Genomic DNA, 20,212 nt, shown 5'->3' with positions numbered 1-20,212 from the left:
ATAGGGCATTATAACAGTAACACTGTTTTATTTAATCAAATTTTTGACGTTGTCGTCTACCAGCTCACGGAAGAACGGATGTTGGTTGGCAACTGGTACGAATCGACTAGGGTTCGCCTCAAGCATTGCGACGTCCACCGCCAGTTGAGCAATTGGTCCTGCTGCTGCAACCAGTGGGTGATTGCCGTACGACGTGCCACGGTAGACAGACTCAGCTATCGCAACTGGCCCCGCTCCGCCTGTAGCCATCAACGTACTACCAACCCAGTCGGCAATATCACGTTCGCCCTGCCATTCGGGACGGCCTAGTGGGTACTTGATATGCTCACGGATGACTTCAGCCATTAGCGCCATTGGTAGAGCTACAGCCGCAGTGATGGCGATAGTCTTCAACGGGTTCTCGCCATTAGCACGCTTGGTGTTGAAGTCCTTGACCAGCCCTTTATGCACATTGTCGTAGAAACCGTAGAAGAACTTTTTAAGCGTAGTCACAAGTAAGAACCTTGGATCATTCGCGATCAACGGTAGCTGCGTAGAACGTGGGTTCGTCACTGCTTCGTTAACGAACTTGTGTACTGCGTCGCGGTACTTACGGCCTGCAATGCTGTCTAAGTCACGGTTCTTATTGAACTGTAGAACGTGGTGCGCTTCAACGCCTAGTTCTGCCAGCTTCACATTGTCACCATCTTCTACAGCACGAACAAGGTAGCGCTCTGCCGCTTTAGTTGCTAAAGCTCGCGTCATCTTGGTCACGTAGTTCTGACCGTTGTACTTGAACATGGTCGCCTGAATCTTCTGCGATACACGCCCCATCGTCATATCATTCATGTTATACATTTCTTGCAATGAGTGCTCGATAACATCGTCAGTGATTATGTCGAAGTCGCGGGCAACTCTGACCATTTCTCTTCGGCCTGACATTGACATGATCGCACGCGCATCGCCCAGCATACCGTCTGTCTCACCGCGCATACGGGCGTAGACAGCGGCGACCTCTGGAATACTCGCAATGCCTGAGAACATCAGCACTGTCGCAGACTGAAGGGCTAACATTGCCGAGTTGAAAGTACGCATCCTAGGTGACATGTTGATACCCAAGCGGCCTGTAACGCCTTGATATAGCTTAGTGTACGACTGTCTGTTCGTCGGGTGAACTTCGCTTTCCATTCGTTTGAACTCGGCATTGCTGTCCCACTTACCGTTGACCTTGCCGCCATGCGTTGCGTTCCATGCAGCCCAGCTCATTGACGCATTTACAAGTCGGATCAAATGACGTGGCGCGTCTGTATCTGCGAAGCCGCCAGCCTTCAACTGTTCGTACATGCTGTCGAGCACTCTGCGTCCGCCGCGTGGTGGACTAGTAAGCTCTGGCCTGATAGCGAACTCTGGGTAGCCGTTGCCTTCTAGGATAGATTCAAGCATCTGCTCTGGGTTCTTCACCTTGCCTTCACGTAGGATAGACAGGAAACCTTCACGGTTGCGCTCAACTTTGTGCAAGTCTAAATGCACCTTAGCGATTACAGGTTCAAAGTTTGGATCAGATTTACGTACATGCTGCGACAAGTTAGCCAAGAACGCTTCGTACTTCTTGCTTGCGTCGCTCTTCACGCCATTGATACTGTCTTCATAGCCTTGCTGGATGAAGGCTGAATCACCAATATCCTTGCCGATACGTGACGCAAAATACTCAGTATCGTTACGACGAATCGCTGTGTAATCATCCGAACGGGCAGCGGCCTCTGGGTGGATTCGCTTAAGTCGTGTCTTGGTCATTTCAAGTAGACGGTAGAACGGCTCGCGTACAGCACCACGGCGGCGCTTCATGACTTTGACCACCTTACGTTCGAGCTGAATCTTACGGCCTTTGCTCATGTCCGTACCTTCGGCCTGTTTGAGTATGCCTTTCTGCGCTTTCTTTAGCGCTTCTAGGTCACGCTCTGCGGCCTCAATCTTTGCAGCATGGGCTTCTTTCGCCGCTTTGATTCGCGCTGAGTCTTCGCCGACATTAGCTTCGATTTTCTTAGCTCTTTCAAGCTGGTGTTTAGAGGCCTTCAGCTCTTGGTACACGTCAGGCTTAGAGTCGAAAAGCACATTACTGCGTTTCTTATCTGCGCGGGCTACAGCCATAAGTAGGTCGTGTGGTGCGTTGTCTAGGTCGCCCATCGCGTTACGCATTTCAGTTGTAGTAAAGCCCTTCTCGCCTCCGTTCTCAACAATAGCTCTCAACTCAAGCTCGCCGTAGCCGTCAATGACTACCTCTCGCTGCTTAAGCTGCGTCATCGTTTCGCGCTCTTCGGGGCTTACCTTCTTGCTGCCTTTACCCGCAGTTCTAAGCTTATGTAGCTTGACCAGCTTAGCATTTGCTTCGTTCTTCGATAGGCCTGCGATGTCGCCCTGTCTGATTTGCCCTACAAGCGCCTTGCTCATGGCTTTTTTAGCATCACTAAGTCTAGCCTTTGCCTCATTGACGAACGTGGCTTTCTTCGTTGCGGCTCTGCTTGGGTCGTGTGCCTTGAGTTCTTCGAGGGCACGTTCCGCTGCTGCCACGTCTTTGTCAAATGCCGCTGAGACACGCTTCTTCTGCGCCGCTTTCTCTTTATTCACCTTATGGAGTGCATCACGACTACCTAGGCCGAAGTCTTCTCGGTTTGCAAACTCGTCTTCTACACGGGTCTCTCGGATAGTAAGCTCGCCACCGTCCTTCGCTGCTTGTTCAAACTCACGGTCGAACGCTGAAAACTCGGCTTCAGCCAGTAGGCCGTCAGCCTGTTCCTCGGTTAACTTACCGTTTTGCAGCGCTTCTTCTACATAGTCTTTGTACTCTGACAACGTTAAGTCATCACGGTAAACATTACCTAAATCACCGTCAGCTACATCAGTCAGCTTAGGGTCGCCCTTCGACTTGCTGGCCTTACGTTTGCGGCCTTTCTGGTAGATACTGCTGCGAACTGAGCCAAGTGTCACTGAAGCACGCTTGTCGCCTGCCATGCGGTACACAACGACATCATCGCCGATGGTGTTTACATCGAAGCTGTAAGCTGGCGACACGCCATCATCTAGCTTGAGTGATTGCAGTGCCGAGATACCAGACAACACAGACGAACCAAGCTCTGCGATAAACTCGTCACCGGCATTTTGACCGTCGAAGTCTGTATCGTTCTCACGCAATGCCCAACGCGTCACTGCATCCATGTCCACCATGTAGCGCTTACCGGAGTCATTATCACGGACTACTAGGCCTTTTGTGCTGCGGTTCTTTGGCGTCACTTCACGTACTCGTTTCATGTTACCGAACGAAGACTTAACGATGCGGTGCAAGCGGTCTTCAGGGCTAAGATCTACGCCGAAATCGCCTACAAAGTCAGGCTTCAGGACATTGATAGACGTTAGGTACTCTTGAATCTTATCGTGATCACCTTCGTCGAACAGGTCACGAATACGCTTAACGGTACGAGCGTTCAAGTGGCGCACACCGTCTTGCTTCTCTTCAGTGCCTTGCGTAAAGGCCTTCTTCGGCGCATCAGCACCCGCAATACCACCTGTTAGGCCTAGGCCATACTCTTGTCCTTTGAGCTTCTCAGCCTTGCTGTTGGTCGCTCTGCCGCGCTTAAGTTTGATGCCTGTTGACAGCTCTACTTCGTTCGGCTTGACCAGCTCACGTGCGAAGTCTGCAAGCTTTTTACCGTCAATGCCTTTGATACGTCGAAGTGAGTGGAACGCATGTTCTAGCTGCTCCGTTCGTTTAGTGTAGTTAGCCGCAATCTCACGGTTAGACGGTGGTGCATCAGTAGTGCTCTGCGTATCGCCTATGCTGCGCTCTGAGCCGTTTTCGTCAACTTCTACACCCTCATGTCGTAAATCATCTTTGAAGCCTCTCTCGCGTGAAATAGCCTCGTTCTCGACCTCATTAAACAACTGGTCTACAGCTTTAGGGTACGACTTCAATAACTCATAGTGATAGATTTTATCTTCTAGGTCTTCAATCGCTTTGACAACGGCCTTGTTGCCTTGCTTCTCGTACATAGCTTTGTTGGCAATTGCCTGCTTGTGCGCTGCTGACAGGTCGGCTGGGTTAAACAGGTCTTTTCGAGTCTTAGCCTTCTCGTAGTCCTCACGGCCTTTGATTAGCTGGCCTACCTGACCATCAGAACCGTTGCGTGTACCGAGCTGGCTCTTGATGTAATCGAGCTTGCCGTCCATCGTTGTTGGGCGCTTAGACTTCTTAGGCTTCTCACCTAACACCTGCTTAGCCAGTGACTTGACGCCTTCTTTGTCTTCAATGTTTGGCTTGCCGTCTGGCGTGTGCTGCGTGTTGCTAATCTTGGCGACCAACGCGCGTCTGTCAGCCTCGAAGTTGCCAACACCTTCGAACTCATACTGCTTGGCGATTGGCGCAAGCGCTTTGCGGTCTTTGGCGACGGCTGCTTGGAACACGGCTTTCGCTTTAGGGCTTTTCTTGCCCTCTTTGGCAATGATGGTCTTGACCGTCAGGCCTAGTGCTTTATCCGCTTTCTGAAGACTTGCCATACCCTCCGCAAGCTCTTCTTTGGTTGGCTCTCGACCTTCCTTCATCCAATTAGGCGCATCGTCACGGACAGGCTTAGGCTTTTGCACTGGCGCATCACCTTCAGGAACTGTCGGTTCTTGCTTAACCTTCTCTGGCTGTGGTTTAGGGTCAGCTTCGCGCTTCATGCGTTCTTGGGTCTTGAACCTGTCGCTTTTAATCTTCGCATAGTCACGGAACATCGCACGACCGTCGAATGAGTTAGCATGGCGATAGACAATGTCTGTCAGGCGTGGGCTAACAGAAGCTAGCGCATTACGGATTGCTGTGTCAGTGCCTTCATCCTCTGCGGCCTGTAGCTTATCTCGCTGTGCATCAGTCATCTTGATACGGCCTTCGCGTGACAGGTCTATGACACGATTGAACGTAAAGCGTAGTGCTTCCTCGCCTTTCGCTGAATCGTAGCCGCCGCTCACTGGGGTTTTGCGACCGTAGTGCGAATCTGCGGCATAGCTGGCAAGTTCTTCGTTAGTCAGCTCGCCTTGGTCTATCAGTTTACCCACAGTGCCAATGTCCACTGGCTTGCCGTTAGGCTCAAGCTTGGCCTTGAGTTCGTTGTATCGAGCGCTTGGTAGGTTCGGCACGTCTTTAGCTGTCATGGCGTCAAACTGGCCTTGGCCTGCTACTTCCATGCTATCAGTTTCTTTGAACGTCTTAGGTGTACCTGCTTTAGACTTCTTGCTGAACGTTGCACGGGCTGCACGGTCAATGCTCTTGTCTATGCCTTCGCCCAGTTGCACAGGCTCATATTCATCACCGTTAGCGCGGAACAGCTGCTCTTCTTCGACTTCCTCGTCTGCTTTCCAGCCTTCAGCGTCAATCTTCTGGCCTTCCGCATCTGCGTCCTGTGCTGCTTTGTTGTATTCACGCATGAAGCCGATAGTGTTACCGGTTGCTGAAGCTGCGCCACCAATTACGCCACCGCCGATAACAGCTCGGATGCCCGACTCGACAGCGTCTTTCGTTTCAAGACTCCAATCATCACCGCCCATTTCTGTCGCGATAATCTCATTGATGACTGTCTGTGCAACCTCGGTAGAACCTTCAGCCAATGCACCGACCTGTGTCGTGATACCAACGTCCTTTAAGCGCTTCATTACTGACGGCTTGGCGAATGTGTCCATGACAGGTTTAAGGGCTGCATCTGATACGCCTGACGCTTTCATTGAACGGCCTAGGACAGCAAGGAACGGTAAAGCGTTTGCCGCTGCACCTACAAGGCCAGCGCCGAGTGTTGCGTCCGAGTGGTCTTCGTTGCCGCTCTCGTCTAGCCTGTTTTCCATTGAACCCGCCGATTGAGCGAAACCAGACAATGCGGGGCCAGCATATAGGCCAGCTTTCGCGCCCTTGAGTAACGCACGGCCTGCTGTAGCACGCATAGCAGCCATAGCTGAAGCACCAACCACTGCACCAGAACCACCAGTCGCAGCACCAGCCGCTACAGTACCCGCCGTTGCGATCGCATCTACGATTAGACCAGGGGCGGCTTCACCTAACGTTTCGACAACAAAGTCTAAAGCCTGTTCGAAGCCCTCAACCTTCTCGTATGACTCGAACCGACGCTTGTTGGCTCTAGCTGAAATACCATGATTGAACGCGATTAGCTCGCCTTCCTTCTGCCATTCTTCGTTGCCAAGTGCTTCACCGATGTAGTTGAGTGCGCCACCCAATGCCGCCTTTGTCTCGTCTGTTCCACGGTCGAACGCACGTTCAAACAGGCTGCGACGGTCTTTGACATCGAACTGGAAATCACCGTTTTCCCAAGGCGTGAAGTCATCGGCACTGGCGCGAATCTTGTCGCCTACAGCGTTCATTTCTTCATTCGTAGAGCCACCGTAGCCTAACGCTCGACGGCTAATGCCTGTCATGTGCGCTTGCATTGATTCTGGATCACTTGTAGGCATAGCTGCGCCCGAAGCCACCATATCATGCGCAATATCGCGTCCGTGTTTGTCGCGAAACTTTGAGATGTTACGACCGTAGTGCCCGCTTTGGCCTGTAGGCTCAACGTAGCCACCATCGTCCATAACACCTTGAACTAAGTTTTGAGCGTCTTGGGCGTTAGGGTGCGCGTCCACTCTGCCATCATGGTACTTTTCGTCAGTATTGAACCCATCGGCACGGGCATCTTTTGCCTCGCCAATATCCCCGCTATCGCCGTCGCGTAGCTCTACTGAGCGTTTGTCTGGTTGCCCCTCTTCTTCATTACCGCCTGCTGACAGTAGTGCCGAGAGCAATTCATTGTCGTTCATAAATAAAAATCCCTAGTCGTAAGAGCTAGGGATTTTATCATTGTTACTGATTATATACATTAACAGTATTACTATTTAATGTAGCCAGCCGTAAAGTCCGAGTCGAACAGCTCTTGTTGCGCATCACTCCAAGTGCCGCCATTCTTCTCAACCTCAGTCATGAACTGGTTTAGCCTGTCTGAGTAGTTCTTACGAACTTGAGCGATAGGGATTTCAGCGTTAGAGCTTGCACGTAAGATGGTCTGTGCCGCTGCTGGTTTATACTTGCCCAGCGCCGAAGTCATATACGGTAACACAGTCTCAGCGCTTAGGTCGCCATCACGTCCGTTGTGCTTGAAGAACGCGCGAAGACCCTCATTGAACATCGCACCGAACTCCTGCCTTCCCATGTTATTGAGCCCAAACTTGCCAGACCCAACAACACCGGTCGCAAGTGCCTTAGCTCGACCTCGTAGACCCGCCGCTTCTTGGCCTTTCATGCCGAACTCCGCCGCGAACTGGTCAGCTATGTTAGCCGCCTCACCTTGAAGGTACTTGGTCACGTCAGCCACAAGCTTCACTTCGTCTTTCTTAGCCTTGCTAACTGCTTCAATATAGTCCTTCTGCGACTTCAGAAACGCTTGCTGCTCCTTCAGTAAGGCGGCCTTGCTTCGGTTCGCCACACCAGCCATTTGCACTCGATGCTTCAGCATGTCGTAGCTGCTAGTGCTCATGTCACCCGTTTCCATGAAGTTTGTCATCTGCTGCTCACTGATTTGGCCTGTGACGTACAATTCACCAACGGCTGCGGCACGCTCTCTGTCTCGCTTAAACGAGCCGTAAATCATCTGCGTTTGTGCCTCAGCTGACGGCTGAGCGGCAATCTCGCGTGTTTTCTGCGAAGGCTTAGGCAATGCGCCACCTTCCTGCTCTAGACGCGTTCTGGTTGCTTTCAGGTCTTCAATGCCTTCAGGTGTTGAAACCTTAGTCGTCGGTTTAACCTTAAGCTCGTCCTTCTTGTTCAGGGCAGCAAGTCCTTTGTCGCCAAGCCATAACCAAGTAGCACCTTTCTTGACGTTGTTAGCTTCCCATTTAACGGCCTGCGAAAACAGATCACCGACGACCTTACGCGCTTTCTGGGTGTTATCATAGATTTCACCAAGACCGCCGAAGCCTTCATCTTCAGTCTGGGCTTGCGGCTTAGGCTCAGACTTCTTTGCTGGAACGACATTCTCGCCGCTAATAGCTTTGATCAGGCCTTGTTCCTTAAGGTTAGCCATGAACTCACTCTCGCTCGCTGGTCGTGCTTTGCCATCATCGCCCACTGTGAAGCCTGCGCGGATATAAGCCGCCGTTTCTTCAGGTGTTGCGCCGTTGGCCTCTGCTATCTCAGCGCTACGGGCTGCGTGCTGTCTAGCCTCACCGACACTCGCTTTAGGGATGCGGAACGGTGGCGAGTTCTGGTCGTGTGGGTTCTTAGTGAACGGATCGACACGGCCTTCGCCTTTCTTCACGCCGAGGATAATGTCATCGCCATCGTCGATAACTTCAACGCCTTGCCCTTGGCCTGACGCGCCTCCACCAATTGCTGCGAAGGCCTTTTGTTCGCTGGCGTTAAGCTCCGCCATCATTACATCACGATAGTTTTCGCGTGCTTTTAAGCCTGCCGCTCGCTCGTCTGCAATTCGCTGGCGTTCTGAGTTACGGTATTCCGCTTCGTCCATCTGCATTGAGAGTCGAGCATTTTGTCTGTGCTCGTCCATCGCTAGACGACGCTCGTTGATGCGGTTCTCATAGTCTTGTTGGTCGCGAGCATATTCGATTTGCTCTTGACGTTGTCTGTAATTGGCATAGTCGCCAATAGCGCGAACGATCGCTGAACCGTCGCGCATACCATATCCTGCCATAATTAACTCCCCGCAGCGCCGCCAGCAGCGCTACCAATTGCCGCACCCGCAGAAGCACCCGCAGGACCACCGTAAATACCACCGATAACACCACCTACAACCGCACCAGCCTGAGACATGAATCCTGTCTTAGCTGACTTGTAGGCCTGTTCACGTTGGTTCTTAGCCATGTATGCCTGAGACATAGATGCCTGACCTGATTGCTGTAACTGCTCTGAGATAGACATTAGCTCTGTTCGAGCCGCTTGCTGTCTGTTTCGCTGGTCATCATGAGCCTGTGTCATCACAGCGTTTCGAGCCTTAGTTACCGAGTGTCGCTGGTTGTTAGTCAGTGATGCCTGACGAGAGGCCAGCGTGCCGCCCATGCTGTAGCCGAGCTGTCGTTGTGTCATTTCCTCAGTCTTGCCCTGAAGTTGCTCAGACAAACGACGAGAGCTATCAACAATCTGTGTGCTGGTAGTTTCGTCAACTAGTTGGTCAATGATAGGCACAGTGTTTTTGTTATAGTCAAGAATCTGTGACTGATACATCTTATTCAACTTGTACTCGTACGTATTCGTATAGTTGTCTGCCGCTGCCGCCAACGGGTTGTTGCCATTAGAGCTATTTACTTGCCCTGTCCCGTCCTTTGTTTTGTTTCTGCCGTCCTCAACGGCTGGTCTTGTTGCCATTTTATGCCCCCATTCCTGTTGAGTCGTAATTCATAGCCGACATGCTGCTGTACGGATCAACACGCGTTTCTGCTCTCGTTTGGTCAGCAATACGTCGTTCTTTTGCCGCCTCTCGTTTGTCCGCTTCATCTTTCGCGTACATTGCCGCTGTGACTGCTGACATGCCCAAGTCCATCACTGCCTGTTTCTTCTTGTTATCATCAACAAATTCAGACATAGACTCGTCATTGTCGATGCGAGCCATGCTGCGGGCAACGCGCTCAGTGCTTGAAGTGTCACGACGTACAATATCGCCCTCAGTGTTGTACGAACGCCCGCCTTTGCCTGTCGCTGAGATCCCCGCACTGGTCACATCAACCGACGAGCTAACGGTCTTTGTGCTGCCACTTCTACGTGCCTTTTTGAGCCTGTTGAGTGATGCTTTAGCCGACTCTGCCCCGACACGGGACATTGCCTGACCTCGCTCGTCGCGTCTGTGTGAAGCAAGGAAGTTGTCACGCACACCGTCTTTAATGGTCGAGCCTTTTTCGAACATTTCGGTCGCTAGATTAACCTGTAGCTTCTCACTTAGCGGCGTTTTTGGTTTATCAGGTGAAGCCATCAAATATCCTTCGCATAAGTTATTGTTTCAACGTGGAAACCATTTCTGATCGCCACCTTTTTCCAGCCTTCTCTTGGGCTAGTGAAAGTGATTTTACTACAGTGGTACTTCTTAGCATAGCTAACAGTTGAACTAATAATCTCACTCAGGTCTGAAGCACGACCATTGAAGGAATGAGCCGCCAGAACGTGGCAAACACCCGGCATCCATTGAGCAATGAAGAACCCTTCATCACCTACCAGATGCAAGGTAGCTGCACGCATTTCTAACAGTTCGTAGGTCTCTTGCGGCGAGTAGCCACCAAAGGAACGGTAAAGCCGTTCAATGAACGGCTCTACTATTGGGTACACTTCAGGTAAATCCTTTATCTGGAAAGGGTCTGTTACCATGAGAACCCCTTGTTAAACTGGACTGCGCGCTTAGGCCTGCTACGGTCTCTACGTGTCTCACGTTTAGCGAGTTCGATACCCTCGCGGAAGTGGTTTTCGTAGAACGCAGCCGCACGTCCATTAGTCCAAGGCTGTTCGGGCATAGACAGCAAACGAGCTACTGCGCCACGTCGAATAACATCGAACCACTTATCGCCTAGTGAGTCAGGCACACTGTCAATATTACGGTTGGGCTGCACGACAACCGATACCTCAAGCGTGCCCTTCTCTGTTGCGTCTAGCAAAATGGTGTTACCACTGTGCGAGAACTCTGAGATCTGGTTCGTTGACTCGATACGGTGCGGCAGAGTGCTTACGAGCTTTCTGCGACCGTCACGGCCTTCTGGTTCAAAATAAGCGTAGCGAGTCGATGCTACATACGTTTCTGCTGGCATGTCCTGAAGTAGTACGTTTATGTCTTTCACTGGCAACCGTTCCGTGTGTCGCCATGCCTCAGACAGCCTGAAGAACTCTTGGATTGCGTAACGTACCTGTCGCGCAACCAATGAGTCTAAAGGCTCTGGTACATCAGGGCGAATACTGTCTACCCAGTCTTGCACCAGTACCATTACTTAGCCCCGTTTCTATCGCGTGTTACTGCGTTGTCTTGCTCCATGCTTGACTGCGTATCACTGATTTGCGACGTGAACAGGTTATAGTAACCAGATGCTCTCGTTTGCATCGCTTCTGACTCTGTGAACTTGGCGAACGCACGGAATAAGACGTAGTTCGCAACACAGGCCGCATACATTGAAGGTAGCGGGAACGCGTCAGTCAGCTCAACAACCTCGTCAGGTGTTGTGCCAATGACCATTAACAGGCTACCAGTGCCGTCAGAAGGCGGGTAAACGAAGAACGAGCGTGGATCAGTAAGACTTGCACTGTATCGGAACACAGTCTTTGTCTTAGTGCCAGCCATCCAGTCAGGGTCTTCGTTGTCTAACGTAGAGCGCTCTACGCGACGAACAGCACGGCCTTCTTCACCATCAACAAGGTTGCAGATAACCTCTAGTACACGCGATGCGCCTGTTGACACTACAGACTGCTTAGAGCCTGCTGCTAGTGCGAATGATTCAGTGCTGCTGCATGACTCAGGGCGAACACGGGCAATCTCTGCGCACGCTTCGTTGAACCATTGAATAAGCTCTGGGTCGCGCCACTGCACACCACCTTCGTCGATGTCGCGCAATAGAACGCGCACGCGGTTTGTTAGTATTGTTCCTACGGTAAGCAAGACGCTATCCCCTTATTAAGCTTGTTCTTTCTTTGCTGCGCGTGTTGCTGCTGCTTTCTTGGCTGCTGCACTACGCTTAGCTTTTTCGGCTTCTTCTTCAAGAATCGCTGCTTTTTCCGCTTCAGCCGCAAGTTCAGCTTCGCGTTCTGCTTTAGCTTGGCGTTCAGCTTCAGCCGCAAGTTCAGCTTCGCGTTCTGCTTGGCTCATAACGTCTTCAAGCGGTACAAGGCCAGCACGGATAGCTGCTTCTTCTAAGTGCTCTGGTACTGTGCGTACTTCGCCTGATTTAACGCGGATAACATGACCACCGATTGGCGCTGTTACACGGATTACGTTGCGTGAGAAGTTTTTTAATTGCATTGTTATTTTCTCTTAAGGTGATAACTGGGGGTGCGTACGTCACCCCCGTTCAAGTTAGATTGCGAAGTCGATTCGCAGTACACCGTAGTCTTGCTTGACGTTACGGTCGGCAGTTTTCTTAGCGTCTTTGAACTGCATTTTCTTCATACCGAAGATTTTGCCGTACGCGATGCCGTAGTTGTTGCCGTAGTCGAAGTGGTCTCGCTCGTCCCATGAAGGAGAATCTAAGTCGATGAAACCTAGAGCCTGAGCACCACACAGTAAGCCCATGCAGCCTTCAACTGTGCCGTCTGCGCCCCACTTAGAACCAGCCTCAGCACCTAGCGTTGTAGGAACGTGGCGGAACTCGTGAATGTGTAGGCCGTCAACGATGTATGACTCACCGCCAGCGAATAACGTGTTGCTTTCACCGCGAACGCCTGCATGACGCGCGTTTTCTTTGAAGTCAGGGTCTAACTTCAGTGCCGCTAGTGCCATTGGGTGTAAGAACAAGTGATACACTTCTGAGCCGCCATTACCGCGAATACCACGGATATAGCGAGTTTTAGCGATCGCTTGTAGGCGAACGATGTGGTCATAACCTAACTTGTCGTCAGCCGTAATTGCAGTTGTATCTGCATCAACAACTTTACCGCCTTTAAGACACATTAAGTGGCGCTCTGAAGTAGGCGCTAAGCCGCCCGCAGTGTTGAACGCAAGGTCTGATAGGTTGTCATCATTTTTACCCTGACCAGGGCGAACGCGACCGTCGTTGGTTTGTGCGAAATCTAGGCCTGCTAACTGTAGGAACGTCATTTGGTCCATACGGTCAGATAACCAGTAAGCTAGTTGGTCACGGGCTTGCTCACGGAAGTTAACAACCGTCTTCTGGTCGTTCATCTTACCTGTGTTCTTAACAGCGTTTCGAAGTTGGTCAACTTCTACTTTGTCTTGGTGAGCAGTTAGCGTCGCTTCGTTGCCCGTCAGTTCGTTGTCACCAACGATACCGTCGCCGTGCATATCTGGTACTAAGGTCACGATTGCTTCTGTACCACGCTCTGACTTAGTCAGCTCCGTGATGCGTTGAATCATCGCGTTCTGGCCTGTACCCATGAACTTCGAAATGAACATCTTTTCGCGTGCTTGGTGCCACGTATCACGTGACCATACTTTTTTAGCGTCGTCGTCTAACGCTGAGAAATTAGTCTTTGCCATTTTAAGCATTTCCTTCGTTAGTCCCTGCGTCGTACTTCTTCTGGAACGACTACAGCGGACTTGTAAATCCGAGTGTTTGTGTCGTCCCGTAACGAGGGTCTAGCGATAAAATGCACGGCATAACTGAGCTGTGAGGCAGGATTGTTTAACAAGGCATCACCTTGGCGATATAGCTGAATATTAGCAAAGCTAATATTCAAAGTAAACAGTAGGGCTAATAAAAGTGTTTAGCAGTAGTGCTTGTCGTTCATAGCAATGGGTCAAATACTGTCATTGACGATGGTAATAATATTTTTTAGGCGTATAGTGGTTTGTAGAGGAAAAACATAAACGCGAGGGAAACGCGTACAATGCAATTGAACTTATAATAATTACATAAAGAATGCCTTTGTCTTTCAGCTATAATTTCCCAAGGAATACTGACAAGATTATGAAAATTCTTTTACCTACTTTGTCATCACTAGCACTTGATGACGGTTTCTGGGGCTTTGCCTCAGTTTTAGCAATCTGCGTTACTGCAATCATCTTGCAGACAATGAAGGGAGCTAGGAAAAAAGAGTAGTTAACCAAAAGCCGACCTAATGGTCGGCTTTTTTACGTTTAGAGTATCAGGAACAGGACAGCGGCTACTATGGCAACTGCTATGCCCAGTGCCGTAGCGATTGCTGAGTGAACCCATGCACCGATGACGACGTAGGTAGGGTAAGTCATACCCGCCCCCGCCAGTCTGCGGCCTGTGAGTGGGCACACGGCTAGAACCCACATTAGGCCGAATAGGACAGCGAACGAGATCATTCTACGTAATCGCCACGTGCATGAGCTAACGCTTCTTTGCTAAGCTTGCCGAACTCGTCGTCGCCTAACTTAGAAATATCAATTCGAGGTCTGTTGTTCTCACCTGAACCGCCTAGTTTGCCACGCTCTTTGTTAGCTGCTTCTAGCTTGCGCTTAGCGTTGATTGGCTTCTGGCGAGGCTTAGCCATGTCAGGCTTAGGCTTCTCGGCCTTACGGTCAACTAGGCCATTGTCCAATGCAACAAGCTTAACTGACTTCTTAAGCGCTTCAGCCATCGACATACCACGGTCAACGTACAGGTCACGCATTTCGACAACTTCTTCGATTAGGCCTTGGTCGGCATCTTCGTTGCTGCTGTCTAGCTCTGGGTAACTTTCGCTAAGCTGTGCCGCTGTGCTCTGTAATTCGCTTACGGCACGGTCACGGTCAATCTCAGAACGAACACGGCCTGATACTTCAGCTTCCGTTGCTTCACGAACTAACTGGCTTTGAGAGGCCATCATCTTGCCGAAGATTTCGAACGCTTTGTCCGTTTCACCGTCAAGCATTGCTTCCTGCATACCCTCAAAATCTTCGCGTGTGAACGCCTGTGCCTGTTTCTCAGGTTTAGGGTTATCATCCTGCGGTGCTTGCTCTTTAGCGCTTCTGAGCTGTTTCAGCTCGTCCTCAAGCGCACGACGTTTCAAGATTTCCTTGTTTAGTCGAGACAGTGGGACTTTAGCGTTTGACTTACCTTTGGGCTGCTCAAGCTCTTCATCTTCGCTTTCTTCTTCAGAATCAGCCTCGTCAGCATCTTCGCCCGCTTCTTCCGTAGACTCGTCTTCTTCTTCCAGATCGTCTTGCTCGGCATCCAACTCACCTTCTTCTTCTTCGCCTAGTTCTTCCTGCTCAGGCTCTTCCTGCTCAGGCTCGTCATCCACGATGAAGTCGCCACGCTCTTCTGGCGTAGGAGGTGTGTAGTCATCGTCCAGTACAACTGTACTTGCGTTTAGTCCGTTGATGTCTTGGTTTGCAGCCATTATTAGTCACCCTTTTTATTGTTTTTATCAGTGTTACTGTTATTTTTATTTTCGGCATTATACGCTAAATCCATAGATTTCATAGCGATTTGGCTAGAAATACGTTTATCGTTCATGCTGTTTTGGTTCTGATGGCCTCTAGCCGCCAGTGCGATGCGTAGTGACAGCTCTTGCTGCTTGGTCTCACGTTCTTGCTCTAGGCGCTTAAGTTCCATCTGAGCCTCGTTGAAGCCTTCCAGCGAGTTGGCCTTCGCCATCTTCTCTTTAGCCGTAGCCAGTGCCACGCCGATGTCCGCGTCCATCTTCTCAAGCTCTTTACGAAGCATGTTAATCTGGTGCTCGACTTGTAGTTCTTCAAGCGCTGCTTGTTCCTCGGTAGGTTCACCGAAGCCTTGGCTGTTCTTAAGGAACTCAGCGATTTCGCCACGCTTGTTAAGGTTAGAGTGCTGTACGACAACATGGTCAGGGATTGCGACACCCATTTCACGTAAGCGTAATGCTTCTTCAAGCTCTTGGTCAGCCATAGTGCCGCCCGCTGCTTTGAAGCCAACTTCCACTGCGTAATCACCCACTGTTACATCATTCAGGATATTACCGTCGTCCTGTGGCATATTGATGCCGATCTGTTCAGTTCGTTCCTCACCCTGCATGATGCTTGAACCCGTGTTGTTGAAGTAGCGAGTCTCTGTGTAAAAGTCCTGCACTAGCTCAAGTATCTTACGGCCTACACTTCTACGCGCACGCTTCAAGTTACCAACGACAACTGACACTTGGATTTGACCACGGCTGATTGCTGCTTCTTGCGCACGGCCTGACTGGTCTGCTCGCGATGTGCCAAGCATTGACGAGTTAACTGCCGAGATTTCACGGATAGTCGAAGCGGCCTTCTGCGAGATTCGGTCGATACCGGTAGGGATTTGGTTTGGCTGAATCTTGTCTGGCTTTTCGTAGCCACGCTTGTACTGAAGCACTAGGCCTGTCTCAGCGCCGCGCTCTTCTAAGTCTTCAGCGTCCATGTCAACGAGCGAGTCTTCTTGGATCACCCAGCCTGAGTTAGCCGTCGTATTAACGATGTGCAACTCTTGTGAGCTGGTCTTGTTAAGAAGGTTCTGCGGGTCGATAAGGTTATCAACTGGACCGAACGGATTACCACGACGGAAGTACGGGAAGAACGGTACAATAGTGAACGAGCGATAGATTGACCAATCATCATCAAGCACTACGTCGTCCGCCGTTACCGTCATGCGAACTCGGCGACCTTTGCGCTTAATTACTTTTAGGCCGTACTGTTCTGCGAAGGCTTCTGCTTCTTCTTTATTCGAGCCGTAAGGTACTGGGCGAAGTGCGCCAGTCGTCAGGTCGGCAAAGAAATACTGGTCATCAACTCGATAGTGTTGGCGTTCGATAACACGGATGCGGCGAAGCTCACGGCTGTCGGCCTCGTCCTGCTGTGGTCTACGCTCACCACCGAATGTCTGCTCGAAATACTCGAAGTTCTCTACCGAGCCAACCATACCGCTATCGACTAAGCCTTCTAGTTCTTCGGCCTTGTCCCAACCATAAGTCGCACCGATTTCGTCAGGCGTCAACCAGCGTGAAATGAATACCTCATTCCATGTGGCTGGGTCAGCGCTCTTGGCCTCACTGTCTGGGATAATATCGACTGGGTCTTCGTGCGTTACTACAACCTCACCTTGTAAGTTACGTTCGAACGACATACGCACGTCGAAGTAGCCACGACCAGTGATAAGGCCATCAGCAAACACGTCTTCTTCCACGTCGTCGAAGTTACACGCGTCGAGAATCGTCTTAGTGATCGTGTTTAGGGCGAAGGCTGTCTGTTCGTCACCGTAGTCGCGTGGGCGGTAAGTCACTTCGACCTTACGCTCAAGCTGTTCGCCAATGATGGCGTTCACGGTAGATAGAATCATGTTCAGTGTAAGAGCTGGTCGGCCTTCACCATCTAGGCGTGCCTTGTCCTCTTTCTTCCACTGTTCCCCTGCGTAATACTTGTTGTTGCGTATCGCGCGTTTAATGAAGTCTTTGTGCTTGGAGCTGTTAGCTTCCTCGAAACGAGCAAAGTTATCGCGAGCTAATATCTTGCCTTCAAGCTTTTTGCGTGGCGATGTCTTCTTAGTCATTTTTGTCTAGCCTATCAGTTAGGCGATCAATGGCCTTCGTTAGCGCATCAAGCGTCGAATCAAGTTTCGCGCTATCAATCTCAAGCTTGCGAATACTCTCGTTGTTCAGCTTTGTCTGGTCTTTTAGAGGCTTAATAACGACCGTGTGCCATAGGCCTACGACACCGACTACTAAACCCCCAAAAGAAACGACTATCTGGAAAGTCTTAACGTCCAAGGTTCACCCTGTTTTATTATTATTGTTTTACTGTTGAGATATAATAACAGTAGCACTAATAATTAACAACGCGAAGCTATGCAGACATGCCCGATTTACGTGCTTTCCTGCCGCCGCCATACTTGCCCAACTTGTCCTTAAACGACTTCTTAGGTTTGGCCTTCTTCTCGTTGCGAATACCGAACAACATAATCATCTGACCAATCCAAGCTAAGGCGTCCACTTGGTCATCGTTAGCGCCTAGAGGGAACTTAAGTAGCTCATTCTGTAGCGCAGACATCCAAGGGGTTGACTCAACTGTCGGAAAGTAAACCTTGCCCTGCTCCATACGACCCTGAATAGGTCTCGCACGTGTGCCTTTGTCAGCGCCGCGTGTCCTAAGCTTCTCATATCGTAGTGAGATACCGCGCTCTTGCTCAGCCTTCTGGATGAATGGCTCAAGCGTCAGCTCAATCTGGCCTGTCTCGATGCCGAACAGCTCAGGGTTATAGCGCTCTTGGATAGCGAACATCTGGTCGATAAGCCCTAACGAGTTCCAGCGCCCACGCTTCAGGTCAATGAGCCAAATGTTCTGCTGCCTGTCGATACCCACAACGGCGAACACACTGTAGTCGGCGGTCTGCTTGGTTGATATAGCCAAGTCAGCGGACGCATACAAGCGCATTTCGTTCAACGGCGGGCAGTCCGACGGGTGATAGTAGCGGAACATATCTTTCGTGAAGAAGTCACCGTCTTCTGATACTGGGCGCTGTTGGTATAGTGCTTCCCAGTCTCGCGGGATCATCGCACGTTTGATACGACGAAGCGCAGGCAGTGGGTAGCGGTCTTCGTGCAGCGCTTCGCCCTTCTTACGATACTTCTCGTCTTGCGTTGCAATGGCTGGGTATTCCACCAAGTCCCATTGGTCAACGTCTTCAGAGATTGGTTCGCCCTTCTCTTCCGCTTCCTTCTTCGCTTCAGCAAATACGTTAAGCAGCCAGCCCGCCAAATCGTCATCGTGCCAGCGAGTCTGAATGATAAGGACACCACCACCGGGAGCAAGACGTGTATAGAACGCTGACGAGTACCAGTCTTTCACCTTCTGGCGTGTGACTTCCGACTCGGCTTCTTCACGGTTCTTCACGGGGTCATCAATGATACCTAAGTGAGCACCACGACCTGTGATTGGACCACCTACACCCGCCGCAGTAAAGCCGCCACCTTCAGTCGTCATCCACTTTTTAACGCTCTTCGTGTCAGGCGATAGTCGAGTCTTGAACGCAGCCTTGAACTTGTCGGTGTCGAGCAAGTCACGGCACTTACGGCTGAAGTCCTCTGCTAAGTCGCCCGAGTAAGAACAGGTGATAACCTCATGCGTCGGGTTACGGCCTAGATACCAACTTGGGAAAGTCTTTGAACCGATTTCACTCTTACCGTGACGTGGCGGCATGGTGATCATCAAACGTGGCGAAAGGCCGTTCTCGATGTCCCGTGCAAACTTTTCCAGTCGCATACAAATGTCGGCATGAACCCAACCCGGCATATAAGCGTCATTGTGCCGCTTGATGAACGGCAGTAGTCGTCGGCGCACAAGCTCACGTTCCGCAAGCTCTTTCTTGGCCTCAAGCTCAGCGTTAAATGCCTCGATTTCCTCATGGTTGACGCGCTGCATTTCCATCTGCACACGGTCTATCTGGTCTTTGTTTGTAGGCCGAACGAACGTACCAAGCGACTTAGCACATGGTATGCAGTGCCGCTTGTCGTACATTTCGTAGTGTGGGATGGACTTCAAACATTCATGGCAATGTTCTACTTTAACCATCCTCGGACACCTCCACGTAATCATCAGGCGATAGGTGTATCTCTTGGCCTGCCAGCTTCATTAGCTGTTCGTCGTCCATTGATTCCATTTGAGAACGGTTGGTGACAGTGACTTCGACTTTCTCAGGCGTTGCTAGGCCATGCAGCTTAACTAGTGAGTCAACGGCACGTATCTCTTCCATCGCTGTAGCAGACTTGGCGTGCGCTTCAAGGTAGAGCGCCGTTGCGTCGTCTTTGGTGAACTCAATAGCACCAGCCTGAACTGCAACTTGTCGCTGCATTTCGCGCATGTATGAGATAGCAAGTTTGATGTCTTCGCGTTCGGATAATTCCGCGACAGCACGCGCTGGGTGTCGGTAGCCCGCAGCTCTAGCCGCAGCAGAAGGGTTAATCCCCTGCGTGCGACGTTGAACGTAAGTTTCTTCTTGAGCTGTGAGTTTTGCGATACCGAGTGATGCGTAGCTGCCACTTAAAGTTTGTAGTGACAGGTCGCTCATTTTAGTCCTTCCAAACGAAAGTGTTGCTGCCCACGTGTGTCCATTGCTCTTCGTCGTACTCAAGAGCCTCTGTGACGGTCAAACGGACAGAAGTATAGGTAATGCCCCCCATTCGCTTTTCGCCCACGTAGACGATCTTAGGCGTCGTTTTAAGGCCTATGGTGTCGATGGCTGTGCCAGCGAACATGCCTAAAGGGATAATGAGCGTAATTGGTCTAGGCTCACTCTTAATCTCAGTATTCGCTTCGTACATTAGGTCTTCTGCCACTTCTACTAGTTGAGTAGCCAGCGCCTTAAGTTTCCCAGCGAGGTCTTTCTTATTCATTATTATTAGCCTTACTGTTGATGTTATCTAATAGTAACACTAATGGCGATCGTCGCAAAAAATTTGCAGAAAAATAATTGAGATTCGTCGATAGAAGACCCCCGCCCCCTTGTTCGTTTTTAGTTGAGCGTTGCCCGTGGTTTTTCTGTGTTTGTGGTTGGTTGTTGTTATGTATGTGTCTTCTCTGTGAAGGCGCGGTCGGTTCGGATTGATTCTGATTCGGACTAT

14 protein-coding genes are annotated in these 20,212 nt (G+C 50.7%); all 14 read right to left on the bottom strand.

From position 1 onward, the window contains the following. Positions 1-27 precede the first annotated feature (27 nt). On the bottom strand, positions 28-6,816 hold the full coding sequence (locus WA256_RS05585) for a hypothetical protein (protein WP_335989611.1): 6,789 nt from the start codon (positions 6,814-6,816) through the stop codon (positions 28-30). Between the two features lie 71 nt (positions 6,817-6,887). Next, complete coding sequence (locus tag WA256_RS05580; RefSeq protein WP_335989609.1) at positions 6,888-8,702, bottom strand: hypothetical protein; 1,815 nt, start codon at positions 8,700-8,702, stop codon at positions 6,888-6,890. Positions 8,703-8,704: 2 nt separating this feature from the next. Beyond that, on the bottom strand, positions 8,705-9,373 hold the full coding sequence (locus WA256_RS05575) for a hypothetical protein (protein ID WP_250660507.1): 669 nt from the start codon (positions 9,371-9,373) through the stop codon (positions 8,705-8,707). Position 9,374: 1 nt separating this feature from the next. Next, positions 9,375-9,974 carry a hypothetical protein gene (locus WA256_RS05570; RefSeq protein ID WP_335989607.1) on the bottom strand — a complete coding sequence of 200 codons (600 nt, stop codon included), beginning with the start codon at positions 9,972-9,974 and terminating at the stop codon, positions 9,375-9,377. Then, entirely contained in the window at positions 9,974-10,363 is a 390-nt protein-coding gene (locus tag WA256_RS05565) for a hypothetical protein (protein WP_250660505.1), read from the bottom strand. Before WA256_RS05565 ends, WA256_RS05570 begins: the two co-directional genes overlap by 1 nt. Next, positions 10,357-10,971, bottom strand: a complete 615-nt coding sequence (locus tag WA256_RS05560) for a hypothetical protein (protein WP_335989605.1) — start codon at positions 10,969-10,971, stop codon at positions 10,357-10,359. Before WA256_RS05560 ends, WA256_RS05565 begins: the two co-directional genes overlap by 7 nt. Then, positions 10,971-11,636, bottom strand: a complete 666-nt coding sequence (locus WA256_RS05555) for a phage adaptor protein (RefSeq protein ID WP_250660503.1) — start codon at positions 11,634-11,636, stop codon at positions 10,971-10,973. Before WA256_RS05555 ends, WA256_RS05560 begins: the two co-directional genes overlap by 1 nt. Positions 11,637-11,651: 15 nt before the next feature. Further along, on the bottom strand, positions 11,652-11,996 hold the full coding sequence (locus WA256_RS05550) for a hypothetical protein (protein WP_250660502.1): 345 nt from the start codon (positions 11,994-11,996) through the stop codon (positions 11,652-11,654). A gap of 54 nt (positions 11,997-12,050) precedes the next feature. After that, positions 12,051-13,190 carry a N4-gp56 family major capsid protein gene (locus WA256_RS05545; protein ID WP_335989604.1) on the bottom strand — a complete coding sequence of 380 codons (1,140 nt, stop codon included), beginning with the start codon at positions 13,188-13,190 and terminating at the stop codon, positions 12,051-12,053. 791 nt (positions 13,191-13,981) lie between these two features. Further along, positions 13,982-15,004 carry a hypothetical protein gene (locus WA256_RS05540; RefSeq protein ID WP_335989602.1) on the bottom strand — a complete coding sequence of 341 codons (1,023 nt, stop codon included), beginning with the start codon at positions 15,002-15,004 and terminating at the stop codon, positions 13,982-13,984. Positions 15,005-15,006: 2 nt separating this feature from the next. Then, complete coding sequence (locus WA256_RS05535) at positions 15,007-17,145, bottom strand: portal protein (protein WP_335989599.1); 2,139 nt, start codon at positions 17,143-17,145, stop codon at positions 15,007-15,009. Between the two features lie 293 nt (positions 17,146-17,438). Further along, positions 17,439-19,163, bottom strand: a complete 1,725-nt coding sequence (terL, locus tag WA256_RS05530) for a phage terminase large subunit (protein ID WP_335989597.1) — start codon at positions 19,161-19,163, stop codon at positions 17,439-17,441. Further along, positions 19,156-19,659 carry a hypothetical protein gene (locus WA256_RS05525; RefSeq protein ID WP_250660497.1) on the bottom strand — a complete coding sequence of 168 codons (504 nt, stop codon included), beginning with the start codon at positions 19,657-19,659 and terminating at the stop codon, positions 19,156-19,158. Before WA256_RS05525 ends, terL begins: the two co-directional genes overlap by 8 nt. Before the next feature lies 1 nt (position 19,660). Then, the gene (locus WA256_RS05520) at positions 19,661-19,984 is read right to left on the bottom strand and encodes a hypothetical protein (RefSeq protein ID WP_250660496.1); all 324 of its coding nucleotides are present in this window, start codon (positions 19,982-19,984) and stop codon (positions 19,661-19,663) included. Positions 19,985-20,212: the final 228 nt, after the last annotated feature.

The organism is Pseudoalteromonas sp. CH_XMU1449-3, from assembly GCF_037027245.1.
GTDB lineage: Bacteria > Pseudomonadota > Gammaproteobacteria > Enterobacterales > Alteromonadaceae > Pseudoalteromonas > Pseudoalteromonas shioyasakiensis.
The sequence above is the reverse complement of the archived record's forward strand: the minus strand, read 5'-3'. Positions and strand labels throughout refer to the sequence as shown.

What these genes read in the sequence shown, in the direction of transcription:
- WA256_RS05525 (WP_250660497.1), bottom strand. Translation starts at nt 19,659, where the DNA reads ATGAGCGACCTGTCACTACAAACTTTAAGTGGCAGCTACGCATCACTC.
- WA256_RS05535 (WP_335989599.1), bottom strand. Translation starts at nt 17,145, where the DNA reads ATGACTAAGAAGACATCGCCACGCAAAAAGCTTGAAGGCAAGATATTA.
- WA256_RS05560 (WP_335989605.1), bottom strand. Translation starts at nt 10,971, where the DNA reads ATGGTACTGGTGCAAGACTGGGTAGACAGTATTCGCCCTGATGTACCA.
- WA256_RS05540 (WP_335989602.1), bottom strand. Translation starts at nt 15,004, where the DNA reads ATGGCTGCAAACCAAGACATCAACGGACTAAACGCAAGTACAGTTGTA.
- WA256_RS05570 (WP_335989607.1), bottom strand. Translation starts at nt 9,974, where the DNA reads ATGGCTTCACCTGATAAACCAAAAACGCCGCTAAGTGAGAAGCTACAG.
- terL (WP_335989597.1), bottom strand. Translation starts at nt 19,163, where the DNA reads ATGGTTAAAGTAGAACATTGCCATGAATGTTTGAAGTCCATCCCACAC.
- WA256_RS05580 (WP_335989609.1), bottom strand. Translation starts at nt 8,702, where the DNA reads ATGGCAGGATATGGTATGCGCGACGGTTCAGCGATCGTTCGCGCTATT.
- WA256_RS05565 (WP_250660505.1), bottom strand. Translation starts at nt 10,363, where the DNA reads ATGGTAACAGACCCTTTCCAGATAAAGGATTTACCTGAAGTGTACCCA.
- WA256_RS05520 (WP_250660496.1), bottom strand. Translation starts at nt 19,984, where the DNA reads ATGAATAAGAAAGACCTCGCTGGGAAACTTAAGGCGCTGGCTACTCAA.
- WA256_RS05550 (WP_250660502.1), bottom strand. Translation starts at nt 11,996, where the DNA reads ATGCAATTAAAAAACTTCTCACGCAACGTAATCCGTGTAACAGCGCCA.
- WA256_RS05575 (WP_250660507.1), bottom strand. Translation starts at nt 9,373, where the DNA reads ATGGCAACAAGACCAGCCGTTGAGGACGGCAGAAACAAAACAAAGGAC.
- WA256_RS05545 (WP_335989604.1), bottom strand. Translation starts at nt 13,190, where the DNA reads ATGGCAAAGACTAATTTCTCAGCGTTAGACGACGACGCTAAAAAAGTA.
- WA256_RS05585 (WP_335989611.1), bottom strand. Translation starts at nt 6,816, where the DNA reads ATGAACGACAATGAATTGCTCTCGGCACTACTGTCAGCAGGCGGTAAT.